Source organism: Dietzia sp. WMMA184 (assembly GCF_002441635.1).
In the GTDB taxonomy this organism is placed as follows: Bacteria; Actinomycetota; Actinomycetes; order Mycobacteriales; family Mycobacteriaceae; genus Dietzia; species Dietzia kunjamensis.
Genome location: NZ_NXEI01000001.1, coordinates 132,095 through 154,999, shown reverse-complemented (window position 1 = coordinate 154,999; position 22,905 = coordinate 132,095). Strand labels below are relative to the sequence as shown.

Annotated in this window: 20 protein-coding genes and 3 pseudogenes; 15 read left to right on the top strand and 8 right to left on the bottom strand. The window is 71.5% G+C overall.

Features of this window, described 5'->3' with window-relative positions; translation table 11 throughout:
- Window positions 1-24: 24 nt before the first annotated feature.
- Both CK206_RS00715 and CK206_RS00710 read left to right on the top strand, forming a co-directional pair.
- Window positions 25-1,608 (top strand): cation:proton antiporter family protein, encoded by a 1,584-nt coding sequence (locus CK206_RS00715; protein ID WP_069389724.1) that lies wholly within the window; start codon window positions 25-27, stop codon window positions 1,606-1,608.
- 107 nt (window positions 1,609-1,715) lie between these two features.
- A complete protein-coding gene (locus CK206_RS00710) occupies window positions 1,716-2,906 on the top strand; it encodes a multidrug effflux MFS transporter (protein WP_235027729.1) in 1,191 nt (396 codons plus the stop codon).
- Here the strand turns inward: CK206_RS00710 and CK206_RS00705 are convergent.
- Window positions 2,881-3,618 (bottom strand): CPBP family intramembrane glutamic endopeptidase, encoded by a 738-nt coding sequence (locus CK206_RS00705; protein ID WP_067718502.1) that lies wholly within the window; start codon window positions 3,616-3,618, stop codon window positions 2,881-2,883. The two genes, CK206_RS00710 and CK206_RS00705, sit on opposite strands and share 26 nt — an antisense overlap.
- 211 nt (window positions 3,619-3,829) lie before the next feature.
- Here CK206_RS00705 and CK206_RS00700 point away from each other — a divergent pair, with 211 nt between their 5' ends.
- The 5 genes from CK206_RS00700 to CK206_RS00680 all read left to right on the top strand — a co-directional run bounded on the left by CK206_RS00700 (window position 3,830) and on the right by CK206_RS00680 (window position 8,595).
- The gene (locus CK206_RS00700; RefSeq protein ID WP_096905213.1) at window positions 3,830-5,419 is read left to right on the top strand and encodes an IS1182 family transposase; all 1,590 of its coding nucleotides are present in this window, start codon (window positions 3,830-3,832) and stop codon (window positions 5,417-5,419) included.
- A gap of 166 nt (window positions 5,420-5,585) precedes the next feature.
- Window positions 5,586-6,416 (top strand): oxygenase MpaB family protein, encoded by an 831-nt coding sequence (locus CK206_RS00695; protein ID WP_096905212.1) that lies wholly within the window; start codon window positions 5,586-5,588, stop codon window positions 6,414-6,416.
- 88 nt (window positions 6,417-6,504) lie between these two features.
- Window positions 6,505-7,545 carry a DUF808 domain-containing protein gene (locus tag CK206_RS00690; RefSeq protein WP_067718505.1) on the top strand — a complete coding sequence of 347 codons (1,041 nt, stop codon included), beginning with the start codon at window positions 6,505-6,507 and terminating at the stop codon, window positions 7,543-7,545.
- Window positions 7,545-8,072 carry a DUF488 family protein gene (locus CK206_RS00685; RefSeq protein ID WP_067718508.1) on the top strand — a complete coding sequence of 176 codons (528 nt, stop codon included), beginning with the start codon at window positions 7,545-7,547 and terminating at the stop codon, window positions 8,070-8,072. Before CK206_RS00690 ends, CK206_RS00685 begins: the two co-directional genes overlap by 1 nt.
- 40 nt (window positions 8,073-8,112) lie before the next feature.
- Window positions 8,113-8,595 carry an FABP family protein gene (locus CK206_RS00680; RefSeq protein ID WP_096905211.1) on the top strand — a complete coding sequence of 161 codons (483 nt, stop codon included), beginning with the start codon at window positions 8,113-8,115 and terminating at the stop codon, window positions 8,593-8,595.
- Between the two features lie 88 nt (window positions 8,596-8,683).
- On the opposite strand, the pseudogene CK206_RS00675 reads toward CK206_RS00680, so the two are convergent.
- A pseudogene (locus CK206_RS00675) lies at window positions 8,684-8,956 on the bottom strand (ABC transporter permease); the annotation flags it as partial.
- 124 nt (window positions 8,957-9,080) lie between these two features.
- On the opposite strand from CK206_RS00675, the gene CK206_RS00670 reads away from it, so the two are divergent.
- Window positions 9,081-9,767, top strand: coding sequence for a PhoU domain-containing protein (locus tag CK206_RS00670; protein ID WP_096905210.1), 687 nt, complete (start codon window positions 9,081-9,083; stop codon window positions 9,765-9,767).
- Window positions 9,768-9,830: 63 nt separating this feature from the next.
- Window positions 9,831-10,187, top strand: a pseudogene (locus CK206_RS00665) (VOC family protein); the annotation flags it as partial.
- Between the two features lie 88 nt (window positions 10,188-10,275).
- Here the strand turns inward: CK206_RS00665 and ilvD are convergent.
- From ilvD to CK206_RS20695, 4 genes are all read right to left on the bottom strand, one after another.
- Window positions 10,276-12,015: a dihydroxy-acid dehydratase gene (gene ilvD / locus CK206_RS00660; RefSeq protein ID WP_096905209.1), complete on the bottom strand. Its 1,740-nt coding sequence runs from the start codon at window positions 12,013-12,015 to the stop codon at window positions 10,276-10,278.
- A gap of 109 nt (window positions 12,016-12,124) precedes the next feature.
- Window positions 12,125-13,486 carry a deoxyribodipyrimidine photo-lyase gene (locus tag CK206_RS00655; RefSeq protein ID WP_216824155.1) on the bottom strand — a complete coding sequence of 454 codons (1,362 nt, stop codon included), beginning with the start codon at window positions 13,484-13,486 and terminating at the stop codon, window positions 12,125-12,127.
- Window positions 13,487-14,202: 716 nt separating this feature from the next.
- Window positions 14,203-14,826, bottom strand: a complete 624-nt coding sequence (locus CK206_RS00650) for a hypothetical protein (RefSeq protein ID WP_216824111.1) — start codon at window positions 14,824-14,826, stop codon at window positions 14,203-14,205.
- Complete coding sequence (locus CK206_RS20695; protein WP_371607050.1) at window positions 14,747-15,667, bottom strand: endonuclease/exonuclease/phosphatase family protein; 921 nt, start codon at window positions 15,665-15,667, stop codon at window positions 14,747-14,749. The genes CK206_RS00650 and CK206_RS20695 overlap by 80 nt, the downstream gene beginning before the upstream one ends.
- Before the next feature lie 244 nt (window positions 15,668-15,911).
- Between CK206_RS20695 and CK206_RS19835 the strand changes: the two genes are divergently transcribed.
- Complete coding sequence (locus tag CK206_RS19835) at window positions 15,912-16,049, top strand: hypothetical protein (protein ID WP_159981054.1); 138 nt, start codon at window positions 15,912-15,914, stop codon at window positions 16,047-16,049.
- Window positions 16,046-16,916: pseudogene (locus CK206_RS00640) on the top strand (pseudouridine synthase). Before CK206_RS19835 ends, CK206_RS00640 begins: the two are co-directional and overlap by 4 nt.
- Before the next feature lie 91 nt (window positions 16,917-17,007).
- On the opposite strand, the gene CK206_RS00635 reads toward CK206_RS00640, so the two are convergent.
- Both CK206_RS00635 and CK206_RS00630 read right to left on the bottom strand, forming a co-directional pair.
- Window positions 17,008-17,535 carry a DinB family protein gene (locus CK206_RS00635; RefSeq protein ID WP_096905207.1) on the bottom strand — a complete coding sequence of 176 codons (528 nt, stop codon included), beginning with the start codon at window positions 17,533-17,535 and terminating at the stop codon, window positions 17,008-17,010.
- Window positions 17,536-17,593: 58 nt separating this feature from the next.
- Window positions 17,594-18,370: an isocitrate lyase/phosphoenolpyruvate mutase family protein gene (locus CK206_RS00630; protein WP_096905206.1), complete on the bottom strand. Its 777-nt coding sequence runs from the start codon at window positions 18,368-18,370 to the stop codon at window positions 17,594-17,596.
- A 118-nt stretch (window positions 18,371-18,488) separates the two neighbouring features.
- Between CK206_RS00630 and CK206_RS00625 the strand changes: the two genes are divergently transcribed.
- The 4 genes from CK206_RS00625 (at window position 18,489) to CK206_RS00610 (ending at window position 22,745) form a co-directional block, all read left to right on the top strand.
- Complete coding sequence (locus CK206_RS00625) at window positions 18,489-18,695, top strand: dodecin (RefSeq protein WP_007629964.1); 207 nt, start codon at window positions 18,489-18,491, stop codon at window positions 18,693-18,695.
- A 121-nt stretch (window positions 18,696-18,816) separates the two neighbouring features.
- Window positions 18,817-19,245: a hypothetical protein gene (locus tag CK206_RS00620; protein ID WP_096905205.1), complete on the top strand. Its 429-nt coding sequence runs from the start codon at window positions 18,817-18,819 to the stop codon at window positions 19,243-19,245.
- A gap of 87 nt (window positions 19,246-19,332) precedes the next feature.
- Complete coding sequence (locus CK206_RS00615) at window positions 19,333-20,925, top strand: ABC transporter ATP-binding protein (RefSeq protein ID WP_096905204.1); 1,593 nt, start codon at window positions 19,333-19,335, stop codon at window positions 20,923-20,925.
- Window positions 20,922-22,745 carry an ABC transporter ATP-binding protein gene (locus tag CK206_RS00610; RefSeq protein WP_096905203.1) on the top strand — a complete coding sequence of 608 codons (1,824 nt, stop codon included), beginning with the start codon at window positions 20,922-20,924 and terminating at the stop codon, window positions 22,743-22,745. The genes CK206_RS00615 and CK206_RS00610 overlap by 4 nt, the downstream gene beginning before the upstream one ends.
- Window positions 22,746-22,905: the final 160 nt, after the last annotated feature.

Sequence of the window (22,905 nt, the reverse complement as noted above, 5' to 3'; positions counted from 1 at the left end):
CACCGCGCCGGGCGAGTAGCACCCGTGGAGACCGTCGCGATCTACCTCGTCGTGGTGTTCGGGTGCGGGTTCGTCGCCCGGATGATGCGCCTGCCCACCCTCATCGGTTATCTGGCCTCGGGGTTCATCCTCCACGCGCCCGGCATCGAGGCCCTGCCCGTGGTGGACTCGCTCGCCGACCTCGGCGTGACGATCCTGCTCTTCACCATCGGGCTCAAACTCGACGTGCGGATGCTCCTGCGGCGTGAGGTCCTCGCCACGACGGCCGCCAACCTCCTGGCTGTCGCGGGACTGACCGCCGGCTTCCTGGGGATGCTGTCCATCATCGGGGTGCGGTTGCTGGCCGGCGCGGACTGGCAGGTGGTGGCCCTGCTGGGCTTCGCGCTGTCGTTCTCCAGCACCGTCTTCGTCGTCCAGGTGCTCGACGTGCGGTCCGACGCCCACACCCTCTACGGCCGGGTCGCGATCGGCATCCTCGTCCTGCAGGACGTGGTGGCGGTCGCGTTTCTCACCGCGATGACGGGCGCCCCGCCGAGCCCGTGGGCGTTGGCGTTGCCACTGTTGCTCCCCGCGGTGTGGCTCGTCCGCCGGGCCTGGAGCAGGCTGGGTCACGGCGAACTGCAGGCGTTGTTCGGAATCACCATGGCGCTGGTGCCGGGGTACTGGTTGTTCGAGAGCGTCGGCATCAAGGGCGACTTCGGGGCGATGGTGGTGGGGGTCCTCCTCGCCTCGCACCCGCGCGCCGCCGAGCTGTCCCGGACCCTCTTCGGCCTCCGCGAGCTCCTGCTCGTGGGCTTCTTCGTCTCGATCGGCCTCCACGTCACGCCCACCCCGGAGACCCTGTTGCTGGGCCTCCTGCTCGTGGTGTTGCTCCCCCTGGAGGCCGCCGTGTTCACCCTCGTGCTGGCAGCGTTCGGGCTGCGCAAACGGACCTCGATCCTGGCGGGCCTCGCGCTGGCCAACTTCTCGGAGTTCGGGCTCATCGTCACCGCGACCGGGGTCGATGCGGGTCTCGTCGAGCAGGACTGGCTCGTGGTGGTGTCGGTCGCGGTCGCCGCGAGCTTCGTGATCTCGACACTGGTCAACCACCGCGGGACGCGGCTCGTGGCGCGGTTGTCCTCGCTCGTACCCACCCTGCGGGACGAGCGCACCCACCCGGAGGACGCCCCGCTCGACATCGGTCACGCCCGGGTGCTGGTCCTGGGGGTGGGCCGGGTGGGCCGCGCGGTGCGGGACCGTCTGACCGAGGAGTACGGTCTGACGGTCGTCGGGGTGGAGAACGACCCCGTGAAGGTCGCCAGGCTCCGCGAGCAGGATGTGCACGTGATCGAGGCCGACGCGACCGACGACGACTTCTGGGACCGCTGTGTGAACGACGAGAAGGTGGACATCATCGTGCTGGCCATGCCGTTCCACGGCTCGAACCTCATCGCCCTCGAGCAGGTGGACACGCGGGATTTCGAGGGCACCGTCGCGGTGGTCGCCCAGTACGACGACGAGAGGGACGAACTCATCGCTCGGGGAGCCGACGTGGCCTTCCACATCTTCGAGGGCACCGGGGTCGGCCTGGCGGACAGTGCCGCCGAGGCCGCGGGGGTGCGTGAATGAGGTCTGCCGGCCGACGACCCTCCGCCGCGCCCCCCACACCACCCACCCGCCCACCCACCGCACCACCCACCGCACCGCCGATCCCCACACCCACACCCACCGCGTCGGTGCCCGCCACGATGCTCCTCGCACTCGCGCTCACCGGGGCGATCGGGCCGTTCGCGACCGACACCTATTTGCCCGCGCTGCCGCTGATCGTCGAGGAGTTCCGGATCACGGCCTCCACCGCCCAGCTCACCCTCACGGCGTTCATGGTCTCGCTGGCGGCGGGGCAGCTCGTGATCGGGCCCCTCTCCGACCGGGTGGGGCGGCGGACGCTGCTCGTCCTGGGCTCGGTGGGCACCGCACTCGCGGCAGTGGTGTGCGCGCTGGCCCCGTCCATCTGGATCCTGGTGCTCGGACGCGTCGCGCAGGGCTTCGCCGGTGCGGCCGGGATCGTCCTGAGCAAGGCCGTCGTGGTGGACGTCGGGCGCGGTGCGGGCGTGGCCAAGGCGTTCGCCACCCTCATGGCGATCCAGTCCGTCGCCCCGGTCATCGCACCGCTCATCGGCGGCGCGGTCGTGCCGTTCGGCGGCTGGCGGAGCGTGTTCTGGCTACTGGCCGGCCTGTCCGCCATCACGGTCGTCGGGGTCCTCGTCGCCGTGCCGGAGTCGCTCCCGGCCGCGTCCCGCCGTACCGGGAGCGTGCTGTCCACCGTGTCGGACATGCGGGGCGTCGCCACCCATGGCCCGTTCATCGCGCGCGTGTCGGTGTTCGTGTTCACCTTCGGCGTCCTGTTCGCCTACATCTCCGCCAGCCCGTTCATCTACCAGGACATGGTGGGCCTGTCCCCCACCGCGTACTCGGTGGCGTTCACCGTCAACGCGCTGGGGATCCTGGTCTCGAACCTCGCGGGCGCCCGGCTGATCGGCCGGTTCGCCCCGGAGAAGATCATGCGCACCGGCGTGGTGGGCATGGTGACGGCGATCGTCCACCTCGTCGTCGTCGTCGCCCTCTCCCCCGCCGGCACCCTGGGGTTGGCACCGGTCACCGTGGGGTTCGTCCTGCTCACCCTGTCCGTCGGGTTGGTCCTGCCCAACGCCGCGGCACTGTCCATGCAGGCCACCCGGGGCCGCTCGGGCTCCGGATCGGCGCTCCTCGGCGCCGCCCAGTTCGGACTCGCCGCCGTGGTCTCCCCGCTCACCGGACTCGCCGGACCGCACTCGGTGATCCCGCTGCTCGTCGTGATGGGGGCGTGCGCCGTCCTGGTCGTCGCGGCGACGTGGGCGGTGATCAGCCGGCCAGTGCGCGCCACGTGAGCGCTGCGGCGAGCGCCCCGACGGCGTTGAACGCCCAGTGCAACCCGATCGGGGCCAGGAGGCTGCTGCTGCGGCGACGGATCCAGATGAACCCGGCCCCGGCCACCGAGGTCGCGGTCACCGCCAGGCCGATCCCCGCGAGCTGACCCGCCAGACCGGTACCGAAGACCTGTGCGAGGCCGGCGTTGCCGGCCGTGAGCCCGAGAGACGACGTGACGTGCCACAGTCCGAACGCCGATGACCCGATCACGAACACGCCCGTGGTGCCGAAGGTCCGCTCGAGCGCCCCCTGCAGGACCCCGCGGAACGCGAGCTCCTCGGGCAGGACCGTCATCAGGGGGATCAGCACGAGCGCCGAGAACACCGCCATGCGCAGGTCCGAGTAGCGCTCGGACAGGAAGAACGGGCTCGTCGCCGGGATCAGGCACCCGGCCGTGACCACGGCCGCCACCAGCACCGTCGCCGCGAGACCGTACGCCAGCCCGCGGGGCATGTGCCGCGCCGCCAGCCCCAGGTCCGACCACCGCATCCACCGCGCCTTGGCGACCACGACCAGCACGAGAACGGCCAGCGGCACGATCCACTCGCGGAAGGGCAGACCCGCCAGGTTGGCGGTGAGATTGATGGCGACCAGCGTGGCCAGGACCGCGGCGACGCCCGCCACCCCGCGCACACGGGAGCGGCCGGACAGGGACGTCGACGTCGTGGTCATCAGTCGCGACGATACCGCGCGGCCCGTCCGTACCAGGGGTATGGTGACACGGACGACCACGTCACGTGACGGGGTGTCCACCATGGCAACGGTGACGACGACCGCGTCCCGCGCCCTGACCGGCGCCCGCCGCAGGGTGGGCCTAGGAGACTGCTGAACAAAGTGCGTGTCCGGCCTGCGGGGTTGGGGTGGCCCTGAAATGATGTGGGTCATGCAGGGTGAGTCGGATCGGCAGCGCGAGTTGCTGGATGTGGAGTCGGTGGCGGGGCATCTGCTCGAGGAGGGCAGCGTGTTCGCGTTGCTCGCCGAGCACCGGGACCGGCTGTTCCCGGACGAGTTGTTCGCCGACCTGTTTCCCTCGGGCCGGGGCCGGCCGTCGATTCCCGGTGAGGTGATCGCCTCGGTCATCGTGCTCCAGGCACTGTTCGGTCACTCAGACCGGGAAGCGGTCGACGCGCTGACGTTCGACCTGCGGTGGAAGGCCGCCTGCGGGTATCCGGTCGATGCGAAGGGTTTCAACTCGTCGACGTTGACCTATTGGCGACGCCGCCTGGCGGCCAGTGACCGACCGCAGCGGATCTTCGAGGTGGTGCGCCAGGTCATCGCCGAGACCGGTGCGGTCAAGGCCAAGACCCGCCGGGCGCTGGATTCAACGGTCTTGGACGACGCAGTGGCCCGTCAAGACACGATCACCCAGCTCATCGCCCAGATCCGCCGGGTCGGCCGCGAGGTGCCCGGGGCGAAGGAGCTGATCGCCACCGAGTGCACCCGGCTGGCGGCGGTGTGCGGGCAGGACTACACCGAGGCCGGTAAGCCGCGCATCGCCTGGGATGACCAGGCCGCCCGTGATGAGTTGGTCTCCGCCCTGGTGGCCGATGCTCTGGCGCTGTTGGCGGCACTCGATGTTCAGGCGATCACCGCCGCCGGCGGCAAGCCGGCCGAAGCGGTCGCCCTGTTGGCGCTGGTAGCAGGGCAGGATGTCGAACCGGCCGAGGATTCAGACGGTACCGACGGGCGGTGGCGCATCGCCCGCCGCACCGCCCCGGATCGGGTGATCTCCACCGTGGACCCCGATGCCCGCCACGCCCACAAGACCCGCCAGCGCCGCCAAGACGGGTTCAAGGCCCACATCGTGGTCGAGCCCGACACCGGCCTGACCACCATGTGCTCCCTGACCAAGCCCAACGGGCCGACCAACTCCGATGCCGCGGTCGGCGCGCAGCTGGTCACCGCCGATCCCACCATCGACGCCGGCGAGCCGGTCGAAGTGCTCGGCGATTCCGCCTATGCCAGCGGCGACATGCTGCACACCCTGGCCGGCAAGCAGTGGCTGCCCCTGGTCAAGCCGTGGCCGCTACGGCCCGCAGTCGAGGGCGGGTTCACCCTGGATGACTTCACCTTCGACGCCGTGGCGGGCACCCTGACCTGCCCCGCCAACATCACCCGTGGCCTGTCTGCCAAGGGCAATGCCACCTTCGGGGCGGCGTGTCGTGGCTGCCCGCTGCGTCAGCGGTGCACCACCTCAGCCACGGGGCGCAAAGTCGTGCTCGGCGAGCATCACCTGCTGCAACGCCAGCACCGCCAGCGGGCCGGCGATGAGGACTTCAAGACCGTCTACCGCCAGAACCGACCGATGGTGGAACGCTCGATCGCCTGGCTGACCCGAGGTGCCCGCCGCGTGCCGTACCGCGGGGTCGAGAAGAACAACGACTGGCTCCACCACCGCGTTGCCGCCCTGAACCTGCGCCGGCTAGTCGCGATGGGACTAACGAGCCAGAACGGAACCTGGGCCCTGGCCTGATCAGCGGGCCGGGGCCAGGCATTCCCGCCCCAGCACAGGCTCGAACAACCCGCGGTGGGCGCCGCGAACCTCTCGCCCTTCTCGCCGAACCCAGAAATCTCCAACACCGCACCTCGCGCGACGGCCAACCGGCCCTCACGCACACCGGCCGTGCCAGGATCGCAGCTTGTTCAGCAGTCTCCTAGTGGTCCGTTCCCGGGTGGCGGGTGACGACGCCGACGCGAGACGCCAGCAGATCTGGCACTCCGAGGGCGAACGCTGGAACTCCCCCGACGACGCCATCTGCCGCGTCAACGGAGACGCCTCCATGTTCGCCGGCGGACTCACCGCACTCCTCCTACAGTCCCTGCACCCGCTGGCCATGGCCGGGGTGGCCGACCACAGCGATTACCGCGGCGACCCGTGGGGGCGCCTCCAGCGCACCTCGCAGTTCATCGCCACCACGACCTTCGGCACGATCACCGACGCCTCCCGGCTCATCCGGGAGATCAACGGTGCGCACCGCGCGGTATTGGGCACCGACTACCGGGGGCGCCCCTACGATGCCCGCGACCCCCACCTCCTGCGCTGGGTCCACGTCGCCGAGATCTGGAGCTTCCTCGAATGCCACCGCCTCTACGGGCGCGAGCCGCTGACGCCGGCCGAACGAGACGACTACGTACGACAGGCCTCGAGAACCGGGCTCATGATGGGCGCCGGGGAGGTGCCCCTCACCGTGCGCGACCTCGACGCGGCGTTGGAGGAGTACCGGCCGGAGCTCGAGGCCTCGCCCGCCGCGCTCGACGCGCGCCACTTCCTGCTCGACGGACCACCGATGGGACTGACCGACAGGCCCGCCTACGCGCTGCTGCGGGAGGGAGCCGTCGCGGCGCTGCCGGGGTGGGCCCGGACGAAGCTCGAACTCCCCGACGGGCCGCTCGGATCCAGCGGACTCGGACGGGCATTGGGACGCGCCGGTGTCTCCTCACTGCGCTGGGTCCTCGACGCGATCGAGTGACGCGGCGCTACCCTGTGACGATCCGACCCTCCGGGGTCGGCCCTGTCGTCCGCGGGTTCCCCCCGCCCGTTGAGAAGTGAGGTCTGTGATGGCCGGTGGACTCGCCGCCCTGCTCGATGACGTCGCGGTGCTCGCGCGCATGGCAGCGGCCAGTACCGACGACGTCGCCGCCGCCGCAGGCCGCGCCGGCGTGAAGGCCGCCGGCGTGGTGGTCGACGACACCGCCGTGACCCCCCAGTACGTCCGCGACGTCGACCCGTCCCGCGAACTGCCCATGATCCGCAAGATCGCCATCGGGTCACTGGGCAACAAGGCGATCATCATCGTCTTCGCACTCCTGCTCAGCCAGTTCGTGCCGTGGATCCTCACCCCGATCCTCATGCTGGGCGGGCTCTACCTCTGCTTCGAGGGGGCGGAGAAGGTTTGGGAGCGGGTCTCCGGACACCACGAGGAGGCCGCCCCCGTCGTGGACCGGGGCCCGGACGCCGAGGCGAAGATGGTCCGCGGCGCCGTGACCACCGACTTCATCCTCAGCGCCGAGATCATGGTGATCTCCCTCAACGAGGTCGCGTCGGAGTCCTTCTGGTCCCGGGCGATCATCCTGGTCGTCGTGGGGCTGGGCATCACCGCGCTCGTCTACGGCGTCGTCGCGGTGATCGTGAAGATGGACGACGTCGGCCTCCACCTGGCGGGGAGGGAGTCCCCGGGTGTGCAGCGGTTCGGCCACGGCCTGGTCAAGGCCATGCCGACGGTGCTCGAGGTGATCTCCTTCGTCGGCATGCTGGCCATGCTGTGGGTCGGTGGCCACATCCTCCTCGTGGGGCTCGACGAACTCGGCGTGACGGGGCCGTACCACCTCGTACACGTCCTGACCGAGCCCGCGGCGGGCGTCGCGGGCGTCGGCGCGGTACTCGCCTGGCTCGTCGACACGGCGTGCGCACTGGTCTTCGGCCTCGCGGTGGGCGCGGTGGTCGTGGCGATCATGCACCTGATCCCGCGACGGAGCTCCGGGTCGCACGCCGGGGCGGACGCCGACTCCGACGCCGGGTCCGGCACCGACGCCGGGGGCGCGCGCGGTGACCACGGCGGGGCGACCCGAACGAGGACGGGAGAGGACACCGGCCACTGATGCTGTTCACGGTGGGGCACGGCAGGTTGGATCGCGACGAGCTGGCACGGTTGCTCACCGGCGCCGGCGTCGAACTCCTCGTGGACATCCGGCGCTTTCCCGGGAGCCGCGCGAACTCCGCCGCTGCCAAGGGCGCGGTGCCCGAGATCGTCGGCGAGGCGGGGATCGACTACCGCTGGGAAGAGGACCTCGGCGGCCGCCGCAGCCTCACCGCCGACAGGCGCCGGGCCTCCCCCGACACCTGGTGGCGGGTCGAGGCGTTCCGCGCCTACAGCGCCTGGACCCGGGACCCTGCATTCCGCGCCGCCCTGGATCGGGTCGTGGCCGACGCCCGATCGCGACAGGTCGCGGTCATGTGCTCGGAGTCGGTGTGGTGGCGCTGCCATCGTCGGATCGTCGCCGACGTCGTCGCCACGGTCCACGGTCTGCCCGTGGGGCACCTGATGCACACCGGAAAGATCACCGAGCACAGTCCGAGCGAGGGCCTGCGGCTCGACGAGCACGGCGAACCGGTCTGGGATGGCTGACCCCGCGCGGCCGGCGTCACCGATGGCCTAGTCTCGCGCCATGTATCCCGCCTCGACGCCCGCCGCCAACCTGACCCCCGTCGCCGCCCTGCTGGGCACCTGGCGAGGCGAGGGGGCCGGTTCGTACCCGACGATCGACGACTTCACCTACACCGAGGAGATCACGTTCACCGACGTGGGCAAGCCCTTCCTGCACTACGTGCAGCGCACGTGGAGCCCCACCGGATCCCCCATGCACACCGAGACCGGATACCTCCGGGTCCCGGGTGACGGTACGGCCGAGTTCGTCCTGTCCCAACCCACCGGGCAGACCGAACTCTGCGAGGGAACGCTCGTCGCCGAGGCGGACGCCCTGGTGCTGGAGTTCCACTCACGCGTGCACAACAGTGCGAGCGCCAAGCAGGTCGACACCACGCACCGCCGCTACGAGACCGTCGACGACCGGATCACCACCACGTTCGCCATGGCAGCGGTCGGCCAGCCCCTCACCCACCACCTGCGTTCCGAGCTGCGCAGGGCCTAGACCGCAGCACAGGGCCGGTCGGTCACGAGGAACGACGAACTGATCCGGGCGCTGCGCGACCACCGACCGCCGGGGCCAGCCGCGAGCGTCAGCGCGCGGCGCGGTCGCGCAGAACCAGCCGTGACAGCCCATCCAGCGCGAATCCGAGGATGCCGATCACGAGGATCACCGCCATGACCTGGTCGTAGGCCAACTGGTCGCGGGCGTTGAGGATCTGATAACCCAGGCCGGACCGCACGCCGAGCATCTCCGCGGGCACCAACACGATCCAGGCCGTCCCGAGCGCGAGGCGGATGCCGCCCAGGATCGCCGGCCGGACCGCGGGGATGACGACCCGGGTCAGGCGCTCCCAGCCGCTGGCGACCCTGGTCGGGGACCGTTCTGTCTATTCATTCCCGGGCCGGGTCCCCCTTTCCGGAGGGCGGCGCGGTGAACAGTGGGAGAACGGAAGCCGTCCGTTACCGCACCGGCACTACAGTCGTGTCATGCGCACTGTCTTCCATTCCAAGCTCGATGAATTCTCGGACCAGCTGGTTCGCTTCTGCGAGACCAACATCCGCCTGCTCGACCGAGCCACCGCGGCACTGCTCGACGGCGACGAACTCGCCGCCATCGAGGTGATCGACGGCGCCGCGGAACTGGAGGATCTCCGTGAGGCCAGTGAGCAGCACGCGTTCGAGCTTCTCCTGCTCGAGTCCCCGGTGGCCGGCGACCTACGTCAGGTGGTCTCGGGGATCTACATCGTCGAGCACTTCACCCGCATGGCCGCGCTGGCCGGCCACATCGCGCGGGTCGCCCGCCGACGCCACCCGCTCCCCGTGGTGCCCGCCCCGCTCGTCCCGCTCATCCGGGAACTGTCGCAGCACGACGGTCGGATGGCCCGCGAGCTCACCGCCCTGCTCGTCGAGAAGGATGCGGACAGGGCCCGCACCCTGGACGCCGAGGACGACGCCGTCGACCGCCTCCACGCGGACCTCATGAAGCAGATCTCCGCCGAGGACTGGCCGCACGGTTCGGTGGCGGCCGTGGACCTGGCCCTACTCGCCCGTTACTACGAGCGTTTCGGCGACCACACCGTGAGCATCGCCAACCGGGTCGTGTACCTGGCGACCGGCGAGCGCCCCGAGGGCGGGTCGCTGTCCCATCTCGATGACGGCACGGTTCTGGACTGAGTACTGCCGGACGATTCCGCGCGGCGATATCCTGGGTTTCCGCGACCCGATGAGGAGACCGCCATGTCCCGACCGGTCCATTTCGAGATCCACGCCTCCGACCCGGCCCGGGCCTGCACGTTCTACGGTGACGCGCTGGGCTGGACGTTCGAGGACTGGAGCGAGTACGCCGGGAGCCCCTACTTCGGGGTGACCACCGGACCCGAGGACGCCCCCGGCATCAACGGCGCGATCAAGCAGCGGACCGGCGATCCGCCCGCGGCCGGGGCGCCGGTCCGGGGCGCCGTGCTCACCGTGGGGTGCGAGGACTTCGATGCCACCGCCCGGATGATCCTGTCGGCCGGGGGCACCGTGGCGCTGGACACGCACGCGCTCCCGGGAATGGCCTGGCAGGGCTACTTCCTCGACACCGAGGGCAATGTGTTCGGGTTACACCAGCCTGACCCGGAGGCCGGTAGACACCCGGTCGCGAGAAAACCGCGGCCGGGTGTCGTCGTGCCATCCGGGGTCAGCGGCAGATCGCCCCGGTGGACGCCGACTGCACCAACTTCGAGTACTTGGCGAGGACGCCGCGGGTGTATCGCGGCGGCAGGGGCTCCCACCCCTCGCGCCGGGACCGCAGTTCGGACTCGTCCACCAGCAGCTCGAGGGCCCCCTGCGAGACGTCCAGTCGGATCCGGTCGCCGTCCCTCACGAACGCGATCGGTCCCCCGTCAACGGCCTCCGGGGCGATGTGGCCGACGCACAGCCCGGTCGTGCCACCAGAGAAGCGCCCGTCGGTCATGAGCAGGACGTCCTTGCCCAGGCCCGCGCCCTTGATCGCACCGGTGATGGCGAGCATCTCACGCATACCGGGCCCGCCCTTGGGACCCTCGTAGCGGATCACGACGACATCGCCCGCCGTGATGGTCCCGTCCTCGAGAGCATCCATGGCAGCGCGCTCGCGCTCGAAGACGCGCGCGGTGCCCTCGAAGACGTCGGAGTCGAAACCGGCGGACTTGACAACCGCACCCTCGGGGGCGAGCGACCCGCGCAGGATCGTGATCCCGCCGGTCGGGTGGATCGGCTCGGACATCGCTCGGAGCACCTTGCCGTCCGGGTCCGGCGGAGCGATGTCGGCGAGGTTCTCGGCGACGGTGCGGCCGGTGACGGTGAGGCAGTCGCCGTGGAGCAGACCGGCGTCGAGCAGGGCCCGCATGACCACCGGGACGCCACCGATCTTGTCCACGTCGGTCATAACGTGGGCACCGAACGGCTTGACGTCGGCCAGATGCGGCACCGTGGCGCCGATGCGAGCGAAGTCGTCGAGGGTCAGTTCGACCTCGGCCTCGCTGGCGATCGCGAGCAGGTGTAGGACCGCGTTGGTGGACCCACCGAAGGCCATGACGACGGCGATCGCGTTCTCGAACGCCTCCTTGGTCATGATGTCGCGCGCGGTGATGCCCTGCCGCAGCAGTTCGACCACGGCCTCGCCGCTCGCCTTGGCGTAGTCGTCGCGCCGGCGGTCCGGGGCCGGCGGCGACGCGCTGCCCGGCAGGGACATACCCAGCGCCTCGGCGGCGCTCGCCATCGTGTTGGCGGTGTACATACCGCCGCACGCGCCCTCGCCCGGGCAGATGGACCGCTCGATCGTGTCGACGTCCTCCCGGCTCATGAGACCGCGCGAGCAGGCCCCGACGGCCTCGAAGGCGTCGATGATCGTGACCTGCTTCTCCGTTCCGTCGGAGAGCTTGGCGAAGCCGGGAAGGGTGGACCCGGCATAGAGAAACACGCTCGCCAGATCCAGCCGCGCAGCGGCCATGAGCATGCCGGGCAGGGACTTGTCGCAGCCGGCGAGCAGCACAGAGCCGTCGAGCCGCTCGGCGCTCATGACGGTCTCGACGCTGTCGGCGATCACCTCACGCGAGACCAGCGAGAAGTGCATCCCCTCGTGGCCCATCGAGATGCCGTCGGACACCGAGATGGTGCCGAACTCCAGCGGGTAACCGCCTCCGGCGTGAGTCCCCTCCTTGACGGCCTTGGCCAGCCGGTCGAGCGAGAGGTTGCACGGGGTGATCTCGTTCCACGAGGAGGCCACACCGATCTGCGGCTTGACCCAGTCGTCGTCGCCCATTCCCACGGCGCGCAGCATCCCGCGCGCGGCCGTCTTCTCCAGGCCGTCGGTCACATCGCGGCTTCGGGGCTTGATGTCGGCCTCACGGCCGGTGGTCGTGTTATCGGAGCGGGGGGTGTCGGTGCCGGAGGTCATGGGGCCAGCCTAGGCACTCCCCGCGGTCGGCGCCCTCGGACCCTCCCGGGGGGCCGACGATCGAGCGGGGCCCGGATCGGGCGTGACGGCCGGCGGCCCCACGGCCCGGTCAGCGATCGGCGTCCCTGGCCAGGTCGTACCGACGTAGGGCCTCGCGGCGTTCCTCGGCGTGGTCGACGATCGGCGACGGGTAGCCACCGTCGTAGCCGCCCGGGGCGCGCCACGGCTCGTGGGCGGCGGCCCCGGACAGGTGAGCGAGTTCGGGCACCCATCGCCGGACGTACTCCCCGTCGGGGTCGAATCTCCGCCCCTGAGTCACCGGGTTGAACACCCGGAAGTACGGGGAGGCGTCCGTTCCCGTGCCGGCCACCCACTGCCACCCGTGATTGTTGGAGGCGAGATCGCCGTCGACGAGGTGGTCGAGGAAGTGCCGCGCCCCGACCGGCCACCACACGTGCAGGTCCTTGACGAGGAAACTGGCCGTGACCATCCGCACCCGGTTGTGCATCCACCCCTCGGCGAGTAGTTGCCGCATCCCGGCGTCGACGAACGGGTACCCGGTCCGGCCCTGCCGCCACGCCTCGACGAGGTCCTCCACCCCGGGTCCGCTGTCGTAGGGCATGCCCGCGAGCGGGTCGCGCAGGTCGCGCCACGCGGATCGTGGCCGGTGCCACAGGACGTCGGCGTAGAACTCCCGCCAGGCGAGTTCGGTGACGAAGCGGCGGGCTCCCTCCCCGCCCGCGGCCGGGTGGTCGGCGAGTTCGGCCAGGATCGTGCGTGGGTGGATCTCCCCGTACTTCAGGTACGCGGACAACCGACTGGTGGTGTCGAGGTCCGGTCGGTCCCGCTGCTCGTCGTATGCCTGGAGATCGTCGTGGAGGAACTCCCGCCACCGGGTGAGAGCCGCGGCCTCCCCCGCTGCGGCGGTCCCGCCCGCTCGTGCCGGGACCTCAGGTGGGCCCTCCCCGGACGCGGTGGTCCACGGGATGTGGTCGGGCCGCTCGCCGGGCGGGGGCCACCCGTGCTCGTGCCAGGCGCGGGAGAACGGTGTGAAGACCTTGTACGGCTCCCCGCTGCCGCTCAGGACCCGGCCCGGACCGACGGCGTAGGGAGACCCGGTGGTCACCAGTTCGCGACCGTCGGCGTCGAGTGCGGCGCGTACGCGGTCGTCGCGACATCGTCCGTAGGGGGTGGATTCCCGGCTGATGTGGACGCGGCCGGCGCCGACCTCGCGGGCGAGCCCCGCGATCACCTCGGCGGGGTCTCCGGTCCGCACGACCAGTGCACCGCCCGTGTCCCCCGAGAGCGCGGCGAGGGAGGCCGCCAACCGCCCCGCCCGTACACCGGCCCGCCGCAGCAGCGCGGGGTCCCGGACGAAGACCGGCAGGACCTCGTCCCCGGAGGCGACGGCCTCGAGGAGGGCGGGGTGATCGGTCAGCCGCAGATCACGTCGGAACCACAGGATCGAGATCCCCACAGGGCCTCCCTCGTCGACGGGCACGACCGCCCCCGGGGCGGCGGGCGGCGCAGTGATCTCCCGAGTGTGGCAGACCCGGGCCGGGGATCCCGTTCAGTCGAGCGCGGGGAAACGGGGCACGACGTACTCGGCCAACTCGGCGATCACCTCGAGGACCGGTCGCGGCAGGCCCCCAGCCCGCGGTGACACCGATCCGCAGGTCCTCCAGGTGGTCGACCAGTCGAGACCGACCGACGTCGCCGAAGGACGGCTCGCGCAGCGGGATGTCACGGACGGAGGCGGGAAACCGCCGCTTCGGCGGCCCGTGCGAGGCGCACCTGGGCCGCCGGTCGTCCCACGTCGTCGCGTCGTCCGGCTCCCCGGGAACCCGAGGCCGACCGTGAGTCGGCCGGGCGCGTAGGTGCGCCGGAACCCCGGCAGGGCGCGGGGGTCACCGTCGGAGCGGTGCACGGCGAGGAGGTCATGGCTTCCACCTTGGCACGGGCGGCACGGCGGGCCGAACGCCCACGGTCACCCGTGTGCCGCCACGCCGGGCGACACCGCCTGCCGGCCCGGCCGCGGAGCCCTCCTCGACCGAACTCGTCTCCCTCTTCCGGATCGCGATGGTGGTTGTGGGCCGCGCCTCGAGCCTGCGCGGGTACGGCGACGACGACGAGGCCGGCTCTCGTCGCGAACGGCGCAGCTCGCTCCGGGGACGGGCGGGCCGAGATCTACCTGTGCCGGTAGGCGGGCGCCGGCCGGGCGGGCGGCGTGGCCGCGCGGGGAGCAGCAGCTCTGGGCCACGGGCCATGAGCACGCCGGCGAGCAGCGCGCCGAGTCCGCCCGCCGCCAAGTCCCCGACGGTGTCCTCGTAGGTCACGTAGATCTCGTCTGCGAGGTAGGCGTAGCCGAAACCACTCGACCATCTCCCACATCGCGCCCAGCGCGAGCCCGAACGCCGTGGTGAGCACGACCGCGCCGGTGACGGTGAACCCGCGGGCACCCGGCGCCCGCACGATCCCCGCGTGCGCACAGAACACGTACGCCACCACAGACAGGGCGCCGGCCAGGAAGAAGTGGATCGGGATGTCCCACCACCAGACGGTTCGGTAGAGGTCCACGACGTTGCTCCACGCCGCCACGAGCAGCGTGGCCGACACGGTGACGTCCGCCCACGCGCGCATGCCGAGGAACCGGGGCAGCATGAGTCCGGGTAGGGCGAAGGCCACGATGGCGGCGTCCGTCACCCCGTGGAACAGCAGGGCCGAGACCACGCTAAGGACGCCGAGCAGGCGCAGGGCGTCCGCCACCGTCTGGAATGCGCTCCCGGCGGGGCGCAGGAAGTTGTCGATCACGTCCGTCGGGCTCCTCACTGTCCTCGCGTCTCGTCTCGCCGCCCATCGTGCTCCTCATCGCCCGGGCCGGCCGGGTGCACCACAGCGTGCACCGGCAGATGGTCCGAGGGCCACCCGCCCTCGTGGCGGAGCGGATTGATCGCGGCGTCGGTGACCGAGAGATCGGCAGTGGTGAGGATCCAGTCGATCCGGGCGCCGTCCCGTCGCGGGCGCCGGTAGTCGGCGTAGGTGCCCCACTGCTCGCTGTGCCGGCGCGGGCGACCCGCCAACTGTCCACCAGTACCCCGTCCGAGAGGAGTGCGCGCACGGCCGGGCTCGACGGGCCCGCGTTGAAGTCGCCCGTCACGACGGCCGGCAGGCCCCGTGCGGCCACCACCTCCAGGAGGGCACGGGAGCGCGCAGCCGGGACCGGCCGGACAGCGGGTCGAGGTGTGTGTTGACCACCAGCAGGTCGTGACCGGTGACCCGGTCGCGAAGGTGCACCTCGACCATCACCCGGGGGATCAGGTTGCCCCAGGACACCGACCCGGACCCGGCACGGTGAGGCGTGTCCGACAGGGCGGACTGTTCCCAGCCCAGCAGCTCGAGACGGGTCGCGTCGAAGAAGATCGGACACGCCTCTCCCCGCCGTCCGCCGAGCGGCCACGACCGACGTGGTCGTAGCCCGGGCCGAGGGCCTCGAGCACGGTGGCGAATTGTCGGGCGGCCACCTCCTGCGCGCACAGAACGGTCGGTCGCTCGGATGTGAGAAGCGCCCGCACGCGCGGCGCCCGGTGATGCCACCGGGGTCCGCCGGCCGGGTGAGCGCAGCGGGCACCGGCCGCCGGATGTTCCACGTCATGACGTGCAGGCCGGGCGCGGGCACCGGGCCGACCAGCGGCGGGTCCCCCGCCGACGGCTCGGCGGCGGGGTCCGACCCGGCCTCGCGCTGCGCCATCTCCCCACCCCACACCGTTCTCGCCTCTGCATCGCTCCTGCCGGGCGACCTCCACCCTATTCGGCGCGCGGCCCGCTGCGGACCGGTCGCAACCGTGACACGATCCTCCCGTGGATCAACACACGCCGGTCGGACAGCAGTGCGTGGAGTGTCTGCCGGCCGCGCGGGTGTTTTCTCCGCGGTCGTCCGCCGCGCCGGGGTCGGGTCCGAGCACACCATGTACGTCCCGAGCCGTCTCGACAACGACTTCCTGCCGGCGCGGGCGGTCACCGGACAGGACGTGTGACCGTGCCCGCACCGCCGCCTCTACCGGTCCGGGACGGCGTCAGCCCCACCCGCCTGCGAGTCCCCGCCGCCGGCCCGTGGGCGGGCATCGCCGACTACATCGAGACGAGGTTCGACCACCTCGACCCGGGCGAGCTGCGGCGCCGGATCCCCGCCGGGGAGATCGTCGGCGCCGACGGCCGGGCGATCGACCACCACACTCCGCTGGGCACCCACGAGTTCGTCTGGTACCACCGCGACCTGCCCGACGAGACCGTCCTGCCCTACCGGGAGGAGATCCTGTACCGGGACGACCACCTCGTCGTCGTCGACAAACCGCACTTCCTCCCCACCACCCCGTCCGGCCACTTCCTGCGCGAGACCGCACTGGTCCGGCTACGCACCCGCCTGGGCAACGACGACATCACGCCGATCCACCGCCTCGACCGCGAGACCGCCGGGGTGGTCATGTTCTCCGCCCGCGCCGACACCCGCGACCCACCGCGAGCACATCCGGTCGCGGCGCGGCGAGCTGCGCGTCACCCTCCACCCCGAGCTACCGCCCAATTCCGAGACCCTCGTCGACGTGCTCCGGACCGGACACAGCGCCTCAGGGCGGCTCGTCGTCCAGACTCTCCTACGGCCCCGCACGGGGCGGCTCCACCAACTGCGCGTCCACCTCGCCGCGCTCGGGATCGGCATCCTCGGCGACCGGCGCTACCCCGACCTGCTGCCCGAGGCCCCCGACGACCCCGACCTGCCGCTACAGCTCCTCGCCCGCGAACTCGAGTTCACCGACCCCGTCACCGGCGAGCCCCGACGGTTCGCCACGCGCCGGACCCTCACACACGCCCCCGTCAGCGACGCCGCTGGAACGTCAGGTGCGTGACGCCGCTGGGCGACGGCGTGGGCGCCGACCACGGGCCGGTCGGCGAGCCCGCCCGCGAGGCCCCGGGGCGGAAAACAGGAACCGCGGGTTCTCACCCGTCGACGTCACCCAGATGGTGTTCGACGTCGTGCACGATGTACTGGCACAGAGAGGCGATGGTGAAGACGTAGCCGTCGCTGCGTCGACCGGTCCTGTCCCGGTCCGCGGGGCCGACGCGGTCGAGAACCTTGAGCGTCCGAGCGGTGGTGGCGTCGAGTCGGCGGGCGAGATCGTCCGGGTCGCTGCGCCAGTACCCGTGCTCGACGACCGCCGCCTCGCCGTCGAAATCGTCGTAGGTCGGCTCGGCTCGGTCGAGCATCGCCGCTATGCGGTCCCCCAGGACCTCGATGAGGTCACGGCAGTGGCCCGCGTACTCCAGCGGCGACCACACCCGCGGGGCCGGCCGATGCTCGACCCCGGGGCGTCGCAGGACGGCGAGCCACCGGTCGCGGGCGGAGGCCAGACGGTCGCTCGTGGTGGCCGGGTCGTGAGGCCGGTAGCCGCACTCGTCGCAGCCCGACTCGAGTACGGTCGTCCAGTCCTTGGTATCCGGCAGCGAGGGTTCGGGAGGCGTGTGCATACCTCCACCGTCTCACCGTCCCGGCGGGCCCGCGGCCGGATGGGCCCGGTCGGCGACGTCAGCCGTTCGCGGGGAGCCAGTCGGCGAACCGGTCGGCGGAGACCTCGGAGAGCCACATCTGCCAGAGCGGGCCGAAGGACACCCGGCGCACGCCGAGCTTTTTGAGGGCCGCCAGGTCGCCGGCGCCGTGTCCCTTCACCGGATGGGCGGTCGCGTTGACGGGGATCGTCACCGCCTGCACGAGACGCGTCAGCTGATCGGCGGTCGTCACGCCCACCGGGTACACCGATCGCGCTCCGGCGTCCTCCATGAGCGTGATGCGGGTCTCGGCCTCCGCCAGCGGGTCCGAGAAGACGTCCGTTCCCAGCTTGACGGCATCGGTGCGTCCGTTGATGACGAACGGGACTCCGGCGTCATCGGCCGCGCGGCGGGCGGCGGCGATGTAGTCGGCGTGCTCCTGGCGATCGCGGACGCGCTTACCCTCGCGGTGCACGACGTCCTCGATGTTCGCGCCGACGGCTCCGGCCTCGAACAGGCGGGTGATCAACTCGGCCGGGTCGAGACCGTAGCCCGACTCGACGTCCGCGCTGACAGGGACGGAGACCGCGTCCGTAATCCGCTTGACCACGCGCAGGTACTCGGAGAAGTCCATCTTCTCCCCGTCCGCGCTGCCGATCGCGTCGGCGACGGGGTGGCTACCCACCGTCAGGCCCTGGAAGCCGGCGTCGGCGGCGACCCGGGCGCTCCAGGTGTCCCACACGGTCGGCAGGACGGCCAGCTCACCCGATTCGTGGAGCTCGGCCAGTGTGGTTGCTCGTGCACGTACGTCGGGCATCTCGATCCTCCTCGGGAGCGCGGGCTTTCGTCTCCCGACCCTACGCCGGTGGCCCGGTCCGCGGACCACCGTAGAGTGACCTGTATCACAAGTCGCCACGCGCACTCCGGAGGTCACCATGAACCACGTCTACAGCGTCACCGAGATCGTCGGCTCCTCGCCGGACGGAACGGACCAGGCCATCGCCAACGCGGTCGCGGAGGCGTCCAAGACCCTCCGGAACCTCGAGTGGTTCGAGGTCCAGTCCGTCCGCGGCAAGCTCGACGGCGGCGCGGTCGCCCACTGGCAGGTGACCATCAAGGTGGGATTCCGGCACGAGTCCTGACCAGACGCCTCCGGCCGCCTCCGGGTTCCCGCGGATCCCGCTGTCCACAGGGCGTTTCGGCGGCTCTACAGATCGCGTCGCGGGGCTGTCGCCGGCGCTCGGGAGCGCCGAGACTCGGGGCATGAGATTCGAGGACCTCCCCGACAACTGGAACACGCTCCCGCTCGACGACGCCCCGCTCGCCGCCGGCGTGATCGACCTCGTCATCGGTCACCACGACCGCGGCCGGAACACGATGCTCATCCTCCCGTGCGACGAACACGACGTCGGCCTTGCCGCCCCCATCCTCATCAGCGACGTGGACTGGCTGTGCACATCGCACGAGCGCCGCGACGCGATGGCCGTCCTGCCAGCCATCGCGTCGCCCGGATTCGTCGTCGGACTGTCCGCCAGGCGCCGCCTCCCCGACGAAGTGGTGCGGGGCTGGCTGCGAACGATAGAGGACGAGCTGGATGCCACGGGGCAGGCGCTCCTGGCGCTGGGGGTGGCGGACGTGGACACCGTGGAGATCGTCGGCGGCCGCGCCGCGCGCAACGGCAGCCGCGCGTGAGTGGGCGGCACGCGGCCCGGTGAGCCGCCTCTGACCACCGCTCGCGGATGACAGGAACCCGGCGTCCCGCCGCTACCATCGACCCTCGTGCCCGACAACTCGCAGACCCCGGGAACGGGCAGCATCGTCGACTACTCGGCGCTTCCCGGGCCCGGGGGCCGCCGGTCGAAGCTGCCCGCCGTCGACTCACCGCGGTGGACCCTCAAAGTGGCGTTGTCCCAGCGTCCGTGGAGCTTCATCGCCTCCGGCGGCATGGCCGTGGGATTTCTCTGCAACGGGCTCACCCCCGTCGTCGTGGGCCGTGCAGTCGACGACGCGATCGCCACCGGCCGTCTGAACCGGCTCTGGTTATGGATCGGCGTGCTCGCCTGCGTGTTCCTGGTGGCGATGGTCGCCAACTGGACCGCACGCTTCATGTTGGTCCGCAGTCAGCAACTCGTCAGCCACGACCTGCGCACCGCGGTCACCGACCGCATCCAGGACCCGCGCGGGTTCGCGGGCCGGGAACGCACCGCGGGCGGCCTGCTGTCCATCGCCTCGTCGGACACCACGCGCGTCGGGGACATCGTCATGATGACCGTGATGCCCGTCGCCGAGGCGGCGGCCATCACATACGGCGCGGCGATGATGTTCACGATCAACCCGTGGTTGAGCCTGGCCACCCTGGTCGGCGGCCCGGTGTTGGTCATCGTGGCGCTTCGGGTGGCGCGGCCGCTGCAGCGCCGGTCGGTGGCGCGTCAGCAGGCGATCGCCCAGGCCGCGGCCACCGCGACCGACGTGGTGCAGGGGCTGCGGATCCTCAAGGGCCTGGGCGCCATCGTCACCGTCCGGAGGCGCTACGACGAGGTGTCGGACGACGCCTACCGCAAGACCGTTCACGCCGACGCCGCCGAGGCACGGCTCAACGGCGCCACCGAGGCGACCGGAGCCGTCTTCGTGTCCACGCTCGGGATCGCGGCGGGCGCGTTGGCGCTCGCCGGGCACGTCACCATCGGCGAGCTGATCACGGTGGTCGGCCTCACCCAGTTCCTCGTGGTCCCCATGACCATGTTCGGCCGCAACATCGCCTCCCGCTGGGCGTCGGCGGAGGCGTCCGGCCGACGGATACGCGAGGTGCTCGGCGCGGATTTCGAGCGTATCTCGGAGGCCGACGCCGCCACCACGGAGCGGTTCATCCGCGCCCTTCCGTCAGGCCTGACGGTCGTCGACGGCACCGACGCCGAGCTGATCCGCCTCCTCGAGTCACTGCCCCGCACGCGGGTGGCGGTCGTGCCCCACGCCGCCGACCTGTTCGACGGCAGCGTGGCGGACAACGTCCACCCCGATCGCGCGGCGGCGGAACACGCCCTGCGGGTCGCCTGCTGCGACGACATCCCCGACGGCCCCGACAAGCGGGTCGGTGAGAGCGGGCGGATGCTCTCGGGCGGTCAGCGGCAGCGCGTCGCCCTCGCGCGTGCCGTCGCGCTCGCCCCGGAGGTACTCGTACTGCAGGACCCCACCACCGCTGTGGACTCGGTGACCGAACAGAACCTCGCGGACAACATCGCCCGTGAGCGGATCGGGAAGACCACGATCGTCTTCAGCCCGGCCCCGGCGTGGAACGCCGTCGCGGACGCGCGGCTGACCGCACGGCGACTGCGCGAGACCGCGGAGGGTCTGCTCGTGGGGGCCGAGGGATGACGACGACGAGTTCGACACCACCCCTGAAGACCGACACCGCCCTGAGGTTTCCGGTCGCCTCCGCGGGCCAGGTCCGTCGCGAGGTGGCCAGGCAGCTCTCCCGGGTCCGCCACGCCGGGCGGTGGCTGGCGCTGGCGTTGATCCTGCTGAGCCTCGGGGCGACCGCGGGTGTGCTCATCCCCCAGCTGATGGGTCGGATCGTGGACCTGGTCACCGGTGAACGCGGGGGGTCGCTGTGGCAGATCGGCGGACTGCTGTTGGCGGCGGCGGTCGGCGGCGCGGCGCTCAGCGCATCCGGCTTCTACCTGGTGGCCCGGCTGTCCGAGCGGGTGATCGCCAACCTGCGGCAGGACATGGTCGGCACCGCACTCGGACTGCCCACCCACCGGGTGGAGGACGCGGGCTCCGGCGACCTCGTCAGCCGGTCCACCGATGACGTGGCCGAACTGTCCTCGGCGGTCACCGAGACCGTCCCGACGCTGTCCACCTCGGCCCTGACGGTCGTGGCGACAGTGATCGCGCTGTTCGCCCTGGACTGGCAGTTCCTCGTCGTCCCCCTCGTCGTCGCGCCCGTCTACTACCTCGCCGCGCGTCGTTACCTCGCCAAGGCCCCGGACCGCTACGCCGCGGAGCGCGCGGCAATGGCCGAGCGGGCGCGACGGGTCCTCGAGGCCATCCGTGGCCGGGCGACCGTACGCGCCTTCTCGCTCGAAGACCGGATGCACACCCGGATCGGCAACGCCTCCTGGGACGTGGTGCGCAAGGGCATCCGAGCGCGCACGACGATGCTCGTGCTCAACGTCTGGATGCTGGTGGGCGAGTTCCTCATGCTCGCGATCGCTCTCACGGTGGGCTACCACCTCGTCGCCACCGGCTCCCTCACCGTGGGCGCGGTGACCGGGGCGGTGCTCATGATCATCCGCCTGCGGGGTCCGCTCATGACCTTCATGCGCATCCTGGACGTGGTCCAGTCGGGCTACGCGTCGCTGTCCCGGATCGTCGGCGTGGTCGTGGACCCGCCCGTACCGGTGCCCGACAGCGGTGTCGAGCCGCCGCAGGGCCGGGTCGACCTGCGCGATGTGAGCTTCAGCTACGGCGACTCGTGGGCGGTGCGCGACATCAGCTTCTCCATCGAACCGGGTCGGACCGTCGCGATCGTCGGTGCGTCGGGCGCCGGCAAGACTACGGTCGCCGCTCTGCTGGCGGGCCTCCTGGTGCCGGATGCCGGCGAGGTGCTCGTCGACGGTTACCCGGTGTCATCGCTGTCCGATCGGGAGCGCATCGCTCGTCTGGCCACCGTCAGCCAGGAGGTCCACGTGTTCTCGGGGACCCTGCGCCACGACCTCACCCTGGCCCGGCCCAAGGCCACCGACGACGAGCTGCTCGACGCGCTGCGCCGGGTCAACGCCTCCGCGTGGTTCGAGCGCCTGCCGGAGGGGCTCGACACGATCGTCGGGGCGCGCGGGCTCCAGCTGGATCCGGTCGCCGCGCAGCAGCTGGCCCTGGCCCGCGTCCTCCTGCTCGATCCGGCCGTCATCGTCATGGACGAGGCCACGGCCGAGGCCGGCTCGGCGGGCGCGGAGGCGTTGGAGCGCGCAGCCGACGAGGTCATCCGCGACAGGTCCTCCCTCGTGATCGCCCACCGGCTCGATCAGGCCTCTCGCGCGGACATCATCCTCGTGATGGACTCCGGACGGATCGTCGAGCGCGGCACCCACGACGACCTGGTCGCTCACGGCGGGATCTACCACCGACTGTGGGCCGCATGGTCCGCCGGCCGGCGGGCGACGGCCGTGGACAGCACTCCGGGCCCGGCCTAGAACGGGCCCGACAGGGGTGAGCGACGTCGGGAAACCCGGCGAGCGAGCGCGAGTTGGACCACACTGCAGGGGAGGCCGTCCCCGACTCCCGGTCCGTACGCGCGGAACGGGGCGCCCATCGGCCCGCCCGGGCTCCGACACCGTCGGTCCGACCTGGGGG

Excerpts from the sequence above, each read along its gene's own strand:
- CK206_RS00705 (WP_067718502.1), bottom strand. The coding sequence starts at position 3,618 with ATGACCACGACGTCGACGTCCCTGTCCGGCCGCTCCCGTGTGCGCGGG.
- CK206_RS00700 (WP_096905213.1), top strand. The coding sequence starts at position 3,830 with ATGCAGGGTGAGTCGGATCGGCAGCGCGAGTTGCTGGATGTGGAGTCG.
- CK206_RS00690 (WP_067718505.1), top strand. The coding sequence starts at position 6,505 with ATGGCCGGTGGACTCGCCGCCCTGCTCGATGACGTCGCGGTGCTCGCG.
- CK206_RS00685 (WP_067718508.1), top strand. The coding sequence starts at position 7,545 with ATGCTGTTCACGGTGGGGCACGGCAGGTTGGATCGCGACGAGCTGGCA.
- CK206_RS00680 (WP_096905211.1), top strand. The coding sequence starts at position 8,113 with ATGTATCCCGCCTCGACGCCCGCCGCCAACCTGACCCCCGTCGCCGCC.
- CK206_RS00670 (WP_096905210.1), top strand. The coding sequence starts at position 9,081 with ATGCGCACTGTCTTCCATTCCAAGCTCGATGAATTCTCGGACCAGCTG.
- ilvD (WP_096905209.1), bottom strand. The coding sequence starts at position 12,015 with ATGACCTCCGGCACCGACACCCCCCGCTCCGATAACACGACCACCGGC.
- CK206_RS20695 (WP_371607050.1), bottom strand. The coding sequence starts at position 15,667 with ATGACGTGGAACATCCGGCGGCCGGTGCCCGCTGCGCTCACCCGGCCG.
- CK206_RS00635 (WP_096905207.1), bottom strand. The coding sequence starts at position 17,535 with ATGCACACGCCTCCCGAACCCTCGCTGCCGGATACCAAGGACTGGACG.
- CK206_RS00630 (WP_096905206.1), bottom strand. The coding sequence starts at position 18,370 with ATGCCCGACGTACGTGCACGAGCAACCACACTGGCCGAGCTCCACGAA.
- CK206_RS00625 (WP_007629964.1), top strand. The coding sequence starts at position 18,489 with ATGAACCACGTCTACAGCGTCACCGAGATCGTCGGCTCCTCGCCGGAC.
- CK206_RS00620 (WP_096905205.1), top strand. The coding sequence starts at position 18,817 with ATGAGATTCGAGGACCTCCCCGACAACTGGAACACGCTCCCGCTCGAC.
- CK206_RS00610 (WP_096905203.1), top strand. The coding sequence starts at position 20,922 with ATGACGACGACGAGTTCGACACCACCCCTGAAGACCGACACCGCCCTG.